Here is a 7,860-nt window from a genome sequence, read left to right as displayed (position 1 = left end):
GTGCTGGCCTACGCGGTCGCGCGCGGCCGGCTCCATGGGCCGCTGGACGAGCTGAAGAAGTGGCTGCTCGCCCACAACGCCGCGGTGATGAGCGTGCTGCTGCTCGTCCTCGGGATCGTCCTGATCGGTAAGGGAATCAGCGGTCTGTAGCCGGTCAGGAAGGGCTGACTGCGCGCAGCCCCTGAACGAGGGTCGCGCCAACTCTCTGCGCAAGATCGTCAACCGGGTCAGCCGAGCATCAGCTGGTAGGCACGCCTCGGCCGCGTCTGACGAGCTTGAGCGGCGAGTCCTCACGAGCGAACTGGCGTTGATCGGGCGGCTGGCGACGACCTGAGGCGCTCACGCGGCGCTCATACGAATGCCTGTCGCACCGACTGGACGGCTTCCACCGTTTGGCTGAGGACGTGGGCCAGGATCGGCGCAAGGACCCTATTTGTCGGTGGCCGCCGATAGCCTTTCGCCGAGGGCGTGAAGGGGCTGGCGATGGATCCTCGTGAGGTTGGCTTTGGGCGGCTGAAGGGTGTTGCCGGCGCCGCTGGGCAAAGGTTCGCCGACAGCGCGAGCGCCGCGAGGCAGCGAGTCGTTGATGCTGCTGGTGATGCCCAAGAGAAAGTTAGGCAGTCCGCCGAGCAGGTGAAAATGAAGGCGGCCGACGTCAAGGACGGGCTGTCGGCGCGGTCGTCCCGCAGCCGCGCTGATCACGTTGACTTGTCCGCGCTCAGCGTGGACGCGAAGTTGCTGTATTGCCGGGTGTTGGTGAGCTTGGCGCTGGTGGACGCCCATCTCGATCCTCGCGAGATCGCGAATCTGTACCTGTTCGCATCGACGATCGGGCTCGACGGCGAAGCGCGGTCGGAGTTGCGCAATGAAATCGTTGGTGCGCAACGCGATGCAGTGAGCGGCGCGGGAACGCCTGACGCCACGGCGATGCTGTCCCGGGACTTGTACGACCTCCTTGAGGAGGATCAGCGCCAGCCGGTGTTCACGATGTTGGTCCGCGATCTGGTGCGGATCTCGCGTGCCGACAGGCATGCGGCCGACGCCGAGCGTGAACGAATCGTGCTGGTCGCGGCGCTCGTGCTTCCCGAGTCAGCGGTGACGGTCGTGCAAGCGACCGAACGGCTTGTGATCACCGAGGAGGCTTTCGCTTCGGGCAAGATCACGACCAGCCAGTTGGAGACCGCCACCAAGAACATCGCTGCCAAGGCGGCTGCATTCGGTGCCCCGGTCGCCGCCGTCAGTCTTGCCGGCAGTGTCTCCGGTCTCGGCGGGGCGGGCATCACCTCGGGGCTGGCGGCTCTGGGGTTCGGCGGCTTGCTGGGCCTGAGCGCGATGGTCACGGGCGTCGGTACGGTGGTGATCCTCGGGGTCGCGGTGCATCAAGGCACGCGTTATGTGCTGGCCGCCAACGAGCGCGAACGAGAGAAGCGACGCGAACATCTGATTCAGCAGGTCATCAAGAACCACCAGCAGGCGATGGCCGAGCTCACCGACGACATCGCGGGGCTCGCTCAACGGATGGCGACCACCCTCACCCAGACCACGAAGAACGAAGAGCGCCTCGCCAGGCTCCAGGCCGACTTGGCTGCCTTCCGGTCGGCCCTGGAGGACCTGCAGACCAGTCAGGAGGCCTTCGAACGGCGGGAGCCCCTCCGTGTCGGGTGACCCGCTTTCGGCTGCTGCCGCGGTCGTGGCGTACCAGAATGTCACCTTGACCGAACTGCAGGGCTTGTTCGACCAGCTGCAGTTCGACCTCAAGGATGTCCTCGAACGCGAACTTCGCGTCAGCGACACCCTGGACTCGGTCGAAACTGAGCTCGACGCGGTGCGAGCCCGGCTGCAGGCGATGGGCATCCCGGTGTCACCCCCACAGCCCCAGCCGGATTCGGCGACCCCCGTGAGTGTCGAGGCACCGAGCTACGGCCGTTACGCCGTGCCGATGCTCCCGACCGATGGCGACTTCGACCAACTCGTCCGGCTCGCCGAAGCCAAGTTGGATCTGCTGGGGGTCGACCTGACCCAGGACCCCCTTCAGCAGGTTCTCCCGTCCGGCCTGATAACTCGGAGCCTGCGCAGCTATGCCGACGAACACGGCGACGTCAGCTGGAACAACACCGATTGGACGGTCGTTCTGATCGCCGGCGCCCTCGCGACCCTCCTCGAGATCGTCCTCGTCCGCATCCCCCGGGATTCCACCTTCCTGGGCAAGCAGTACGCCGGATCTCCCCTCACCAATTGGCTCCAGGACCGTGACCGCGCGCGAGGCATCCACGACCACTTCTTCAAGAGGTTCGAGAAACTGGCCAAAGTGCCGTATGACGCCGCCACCACGAAGGCCACCGGGAGCCTGGTCAGCGGTATGCGGCCCGCGACTCACCGGCTCCAGAGCTTCGGCCACGATCCGGCCATGGGTTTTCTCGTCGGCGTGGCAGATCTCATGCACGGCACCGGCACCTACATCGACAAGGCAGGGCAGCTGGTCCAGGTGGCAACCGATGCCGCCCCGATCGACCTGATCAACGCTCTCATCACCCAGGTGCGCCATCTGCTCTCGGACGTCTACACCCCTGCCGGCATACCGCCGCCGCTCTTCAGCCTGCTACAGCTCGGCCAGGTCGATTCCCCGTTCGCCCTGAGCCCCTCCGGTGTCAAGGTGCCCTGGACCGACGTCGCCCGCTACATGTATACGAACGGCTACGACCTGCGCCATTACTTCACCATGGGCATCACTCCTGGCGTCGTGTCCGCGGTCATCCGCGGGTACTGGCTGCTCACGAGCTATGCCACCGGCGGCACCGCAGCCCAACGCAAGCGGGAGCACGCCAAGCTCACCTCCATGCTGTTGCTCGGGCACACCATCGCCACCTCAGGCACGCTCCTCAAGACCGGCCTGATCTTCGGCATGAACCCGGCCGCCCTCAACTACAACCAGATTTGCGCCATGGCACCCGCCACCATCGCCTGGCTGCAAGAAGCCATCGCCCGCGACCGTCGGATCAACCAGGCCCTCGAGAAGGAATGGGAGGCGCTTCTTACTGAATAGTCGCCCTTGAGACAAGGCGCCTATGCTGCGTCGCGTGAGCGACGGCGCGATGAGTGGTACGGACCTCGACGATGTACTGCTCGCCGTGGAGAAGGCCGCCCCGGTCGACGCGGTGACGGCGGTGACCCGCACCATCGGCCGACACCTGGACGCGGACTGGGTTTCCTTTCTCGTCGCCGACATGAGCGGTCGCGCCCTGGTACGGCTGGTCCACATCCCGATCGGCGAGGTGTCCGGGGGCCGGCGGCAGGGCCAGGAGGTCGCTCAGATGATGCCCTTCGACGGCGGCCCTCAGGAGCAGGCGCTGCGCTCACAGCAGGTGCTGGTCGAGCAGGTCGGCGACCGGTTCGTGGTGCGGGCGCCGGTCACCCAGCGCGGGGAAGCCATCGGACTGCTGGAGCTCGCGCTGGCCGCCGCGCCGGGTGAGACGACGGTGCAGCGGGTGTCGCGAGCAGCGCACACCCTCGCGTTCGTGGTCATCGCCAACCGCCGGCACACCGACCTGTTCGAGTGGGGTCAGCGGACGACGCCGTTCACCTTGGCCGCGGAGATCCAGCGGCGGCTGCTGCCCGGCGCGTTCACCTGTGAGGCCGACTCGTTCACCCTGTCGGCGTGGCTGGAACCGGCGGCCAGCATCGGCGGGGACACCTTCGACTACAGCCTCGCCCGGGACCTGCTGCATCTGAGCATCACCGACGCGGTGGGTCACGGTGTGGACAGCGCCCTGACCGCGACCCTGTGCGTCAGCGGGCTTCGCAACGCCCGCCGTCGCGGCGCCACCCTGCCGGAACAGGCGCAGGCCGCCAACCAGGCGATCATGGACAACCGGCCGGCCGGGTCGTTGTTCGCGACCGGGCTGCTCGGTCGTCTCCGGCTGGCGACCGGCCTGCTCGATGTGGTCAACGCCGGCCATCCGGCGCCGCTACTGGTCCGCGGCGGGGTCGTGCAGCCCGTGGCACTGGACGTCAATCGGCCCTTCGGGGTGCTGGCCCACAGGCCGTACCGGGCGGACCGGTTGCAGTTGCTGCCCGGCGATCGTCTCGTGCTGCTCACCGATGGCATGCTGGAACGCGGCGCCGCCGCCCTCGACCTGCCCGCCCGTCTGCAGGATTTGACCCGCCTGCACCCGCGCGAAGTCGTCCGCGTGCTCGGCGACCTCGTGCTCGAGATCGCCGGCCCGGCTCTGCCCGACGACGCGTGCCTGCTGGTCGTGGACTGGTACGGCGGTCACGGCGACACCCGATCCACCACCGCGGGCGCCGACCCCCACCGAGCCAGCACACCCGATCGCGAAATCTTCGGGCGGTTGTCGTATCGCGACGCCGGCCGGACGTCTTCCTGGTGAGACGCAGGCCGCTGTGCAGGTCTGCCTGACTTCCTGAGGGAGCGAGCCATGTCCAGTAAGCCCGATCCGATCCCCAGCAACTATCGCCGCGTGACTCCGTGCTTGGTCGTCCAGGGCGCCGCGAAGGCGCTGGACTTCTATCGGGATGTCTTCGGCGCCACCGACCGGATGCGGTTCCCGGGCCCGGACGGCAGCATCTCGCATGCGGAGATCCAGATCGGTGATGCCGTGGTGATCGTGGAGGACGAGGATCCGCGTCGTGGCACGTCGGCTCCGCCGCCCGGTGGTCTGGCCGGGACGCCGGTCTTCCAGTTCATCTACGTGCAGGACGTGGACGCGGTTGTCGCGCATGCGGTCCAACTGGGGGCGACGATGCGCCGGGCGCCGGAGAATCAGTTCTACGGTGATCGCGACGCCTTCATCGTGGATCCGTTCGGGCACGCGTGGACCGTCGCTTCCCACGTGGAGGACGTGACGGCCGACGAGATGACCAGGCGGATGGCCGCCCTGTTCCAGTAGGCGCGGGAGGACGAGGTTCATGAAGTACGTACTGATGTTCGTCGACACCGAGCGGTTCGCCGCCGATCTCGCGGCGATGGACGAATCCGAGCGGGAACGCGCCTACGGCCGTGTTCAGCACTGGTTCGCCGAGCACGGCGACAAGATCACTCATCATCAGCATCTGATGCCTGCGGAGACGGCGACGACGATCCGGCTCGAGGGCGCGGAGCCGTTGGTCACCGACGGGCCGTTCGTGGAGGGCAAGGAGGTTGTTTCCGGGTACGTCGAGGTCGAGGTCGCCGATCTTGATGAGGCGCTGCGGATGGCGCGGTCCTGGCCGGCCTGCCCGGTGGTGGAGATCCGGCCCATCGCGGGATGACCGACCCGTCGCACGCCGAGCTGGCCCGCGTGGTGCGTGACCATGCGGGGCGGCTGGCGGCCGTCCTGATGCCGCTGGTCGGCGACTTCTCCACGGCCGAGGACCTGGTGCAGGACGCGGTCGAGGCGGCGCTGGCGCACTGGCCGTTCGAGGGCATCCCGGACCGGCCGGATGCCTGGCTGTACACGGTCGCCCGGCGCCGGGGCCTGGACCTGCTCCGTCGTGACCACCGTCATCGCACGAAGCTCGCCCTGGTGGCGTGGCCGGTGCCGGCGCAGCCGGACGACCGGCTGCGGCTCATCTTCACCTGCTGCCACCCGGCCCTGCCCCGAGCGGCGCAGGTGGCGCTGACGCTCCGGGTGGTCTGCGGGTTGACCACGGCGCAGATCGCGAAGGCGTTGCTGGTGCCGGAAACGACGGTGGCGCAGCGGATCACCCGCGCCAAGCGGAAGATCACCGACGCCGGCATCCCCTACCGGATCCCGGACGCCGACGAGCTCGGGAGCCGCCTCGGCGAGGTCCTGGCCGTGGTGTACCTGCTGTTCAACGAGGGGTACCTGCCCAGTGGCGGTACCGGAGGCCGTACGCACGATCTGACCGACGACGCCGAGTTCCTCACCGCGCTGCTGCATCAGTTGATGCCCGCCGAGCCGGAGGTGATGGGCCTGCTCGCCCTCATGCGGCTGCACCGGGCCCGGGCCGCGTCCCGGTTCACCCCTGCCGGGGACATCGTCCAGCTGCCCGATCAGGACCGGACCCGCTGGGATCATGAGGCGATCGCCGACGCCGGGCGGCTCATCGCCCGGGCAGCGGCCCTGCGGCGACCCGGGCCCTATCAGCTGCAAGCGGCGATCGTCGCCTGTCACGCCGAGGCCGCCCGGTGGGAGAACACGGACTGGACCCAGATCGTTGTGCTGTACGACATGCTCTTGCATCTGGCGCCCTCGCCGGTGACCCGCCTGCACCGGGCGATCGCCCTGCGCTACGTCGCCGGCGCCCCGGCTGCTCTCGCCGAACTCGACAGCCTCACCGGCGACCTGGACGACTATCACCTGTTCCACGCCACGCGGGCGGAGCTCTTGCGGGACATGGGTGAGGCCGGACAGGCCCGGTCGGCCGACGAACGGGCACTGCAGCTCACCGACAACCCTGCCGAACAGTCCCTGCTGCGCCGACGTCTGACCTGACAATCGAAGGAGAGAGCCGCCATGCCGGCTGACGACAGAAAACGCGCGGCCCACCGAGCCTTGGTCGAGACCATCCTCAGTGGACCGGGCCGGGCCGCGCCCGACCAGCGAGCCGCTGCCTTCGCGGGCGCCGGCGTCGACCCGGCCGTACAACCATTGGTCGACAAGGTCGTCACCGACCCGACCCAGGTCAGCGACGCTGACTTCGCCGCCGCCAAGGCGGCGGGTCTGAGCGAGGACCAGATCTTCGAGCTGGTGATCGCGGCCGCGGTCGGCCGGTCCAGCCGCATGTACGAAGCGGGACTGGCCGCCCTCGACGAGGTGAGCAGCTGATGCGACCCGGCATCCTCAACCACGGCTACAAGCCGGCGACCAAGCTGCTGTTCACGATGATCCGCCTGTTCTCCGGCCACCCGCTGCCGGACGCCGCCAAACTCGTCTTCTACCGCCCCGACTTCTACGGCAACGCGGCGAAGAGGTTCACCCAGGAGGCGATGCGCGGACAGTCGGCCTGGTCGGTCGGCGACCGCGAGCTCATGGCCGCATACGTGTCCCAGGCCAATGAGTCCGCGTTCTGCATCGGCGCGCACACCGCGACCGCCGCGCAGGCGTACCGGGACAAGCCGCGGGTGCAGGCTGTGCTGACCGATCTGGAGTCGGCGCCGATCGAGGAGGGACTGCGGGCCACGTTGCGGATGCTCGGCAAGCTGACCCGCGACGCGACTGTGAGTGCCGGCGACATGCGGGAGGTCCTGGCGGCGGGGGTGTCCCGGCAGCAGATCCAGGATGCTCTGGCGGTCTGTACGGCGTTCAACATCACCAACCGGCTCGCCGACGCGTTCGACTTCGAGCTCCTCGACACCGGTGGCTACGACGCCGGGGCCAAGTTCCTGCTCAAACGCGGATATGGCGGCTAGCGAGCCGGTGACACCTACTTGCTCTTGCGGGACGGAAGAAGGATCAGCGCCGCCGCACCGAATTGCAGCAGGGCACCGACAGAGTTGGCGATGCGACCGGCCGTACCGATGTCGGGAACGAACAGGATTCCGAGACTGGCCACGCCCACGAGCACCAGGGCGACGCCCCCGATGCGACGGGGAGCGCTCGCCTTGGTGATCCACGACGCGATCAGGGCCACCACGCCGATGGCGCCGAACACCACGAAGGCGACCCAGACGTTGCCGTTGTAGCCGTCGCCCTCGCGGGCCCCGGGCGAGATCCCGATGAGCACGTTGCCGGCCGAGATGAGCACTCCCAACCCGTGCCCGATGTGGTTGGCGATGGAGAACTTGGCTTTGGCGCTGGGCTCTGTGGTGAGCGACATGATGTTGCCTTTCTCGATGGGTTCGACACCACCACCATGCGGGCGAAGCACATCCCGTAGCGATCGGGAACCCTCCCGATC

The 7,860-nt window shown here is 68.1% G+C and carries 9 protein-coding genes; 8 read left to right on the top strand and 1 reads right to left on the bottom strand.

Annotated elements, in window-relative coordinates; translation table 11 throughout:
* Window positions 1–468 precede the first annotated feature (468 nt).
* From AB0M20_RS17230 to AB0M20_RS17195, 8 genes are read left to right on the top strand one after another with little or no spacing between them, the layout of a single operon-like run.
* Window positions 469–1,665 (top strand): TerB family tellurite resistance protein, encoded by a 1,197-nt coding sequence (locus AB0M20_RS17230; protein ID WP_364299136.1) that lies wholly within the window; start codon window positions 469–471, stop codon window positions 1,663–1,665.
* A gap of 46 nt (window positions 1,666–1,711) precedes the next feature.
* Window positions 1,712–3,043, top strand: coding sequence for a hypothetical protein (locus AB0M20_RS17225; protein ID WP_364299134.1), 1,332 nt, complete (start codon window positions 1,712–1,714; stop codon window positions 3,041–3,043).
* 34 nt (window positions 3,044–3,077) lie between these two features.
* The gene (locus AB0M20_RS17220) at window positions 3,078–4,388 is read left to right on the top strand and encodes a PP2C family protein-serine/threonine phosphatase (RefSeq protein ID WP_364299132.1); all 1,311 of its coding nucleotides are present in this window, start codon (window positions 3,078–3,080) and stop codon (window positions 4,386–4,388) included.
* Window positions 4,389–4,436: 48 nt separating this feature from the next.
* Window positions 4,437–4,907, top strand: coding sequence for a VOC family protein (locus AB0M20_RS17215; protein ID WP_364299130.1), 471 nt, complete (start codon window positions 4,437–4,439; stop codon window positions 4,905–4,907).
* A gap of 19 nt (window positions 4,908–4,926) precedes the next feature.
* The gene (locus tag AB0M20_RS17210) at window positions 4,927–5,268 is read left to right on the top strand and encodes a YciI family protein (RefSeq protein WP_364299128.1); all 342 of its coding nucleotides are present in this window, start codon (window positions 4,927–4,929) and stop codon (window positions 5,266–5,268) included.
* Window positions 5,265–6,455, top strand: a complete 1,191-nt coding sequence (locus AB0M20_RS17205; protein ID WP_364299126.1) for a sigma-70 family RNA polymerase sigma factor — start codon at window positions 5,265–5,267, stop codon at window positions 6,453–6,455. The genes AB0M20_RS17210 and AB0M20_RS17205 overlap by 4 nt, the downstream gene beginning before the upstream one ends.
* Before the next feature lie 21 nt (window positions 6,456–6,476).
* On the top strand, window positions 6,477–6,788 hold the full coding sequence (locus tag AB0M20_RS17200) for a hypothetical protein (protein ID WP_364299124.1): 312 nt from the start codon (window positions 6,477–6,479) through the stop codon (window positions 6,786–6,788).
* Window positions 6,788–7,372, top strand: coding sequence for a carboxymuconolactone decarboxylase family protein (locus AB0M20_RS17195; protein WP_364299122.1), 585 nt, complete (start codon window positions 6,788–6,790; stop codon window positions 7,370–7,372). Before AB0M20_RS17200 ends, AB0M20_RS17195 begins: the two co-directional genes overlap by 1 nt.
* A 14-nt stretch (window positions 7,373–7,386) precedes the next feature.
* On the opposite strand, the gene AB0M20_RS17190 is transcribed toward AB0M20_RS17195, so the two are convergent.
* Window positions 7,387–7,860, bottom strand: a 474-nt coding sequence (locus AB0M20_RS17190; protein ID WP_364299120.1) for a hypothetical protein, incomplete at its 5' end; no start/stop codon positions are given.

Origin of the sequence: Actinoplanes sp. NPDC051633, assembly GCF_040681735.1 — a bacterium.
GTDB lineage: Bacteria > Actinomycetota > Actinomycetes > Mycobacteriales > Micromonosporaceae > Actinoplanes.
The sequence above is the reverse complement of the archived record's forward strand: the minus strand, read 5'-3'. Positions and strand labels throughout refer to the sequence as shown.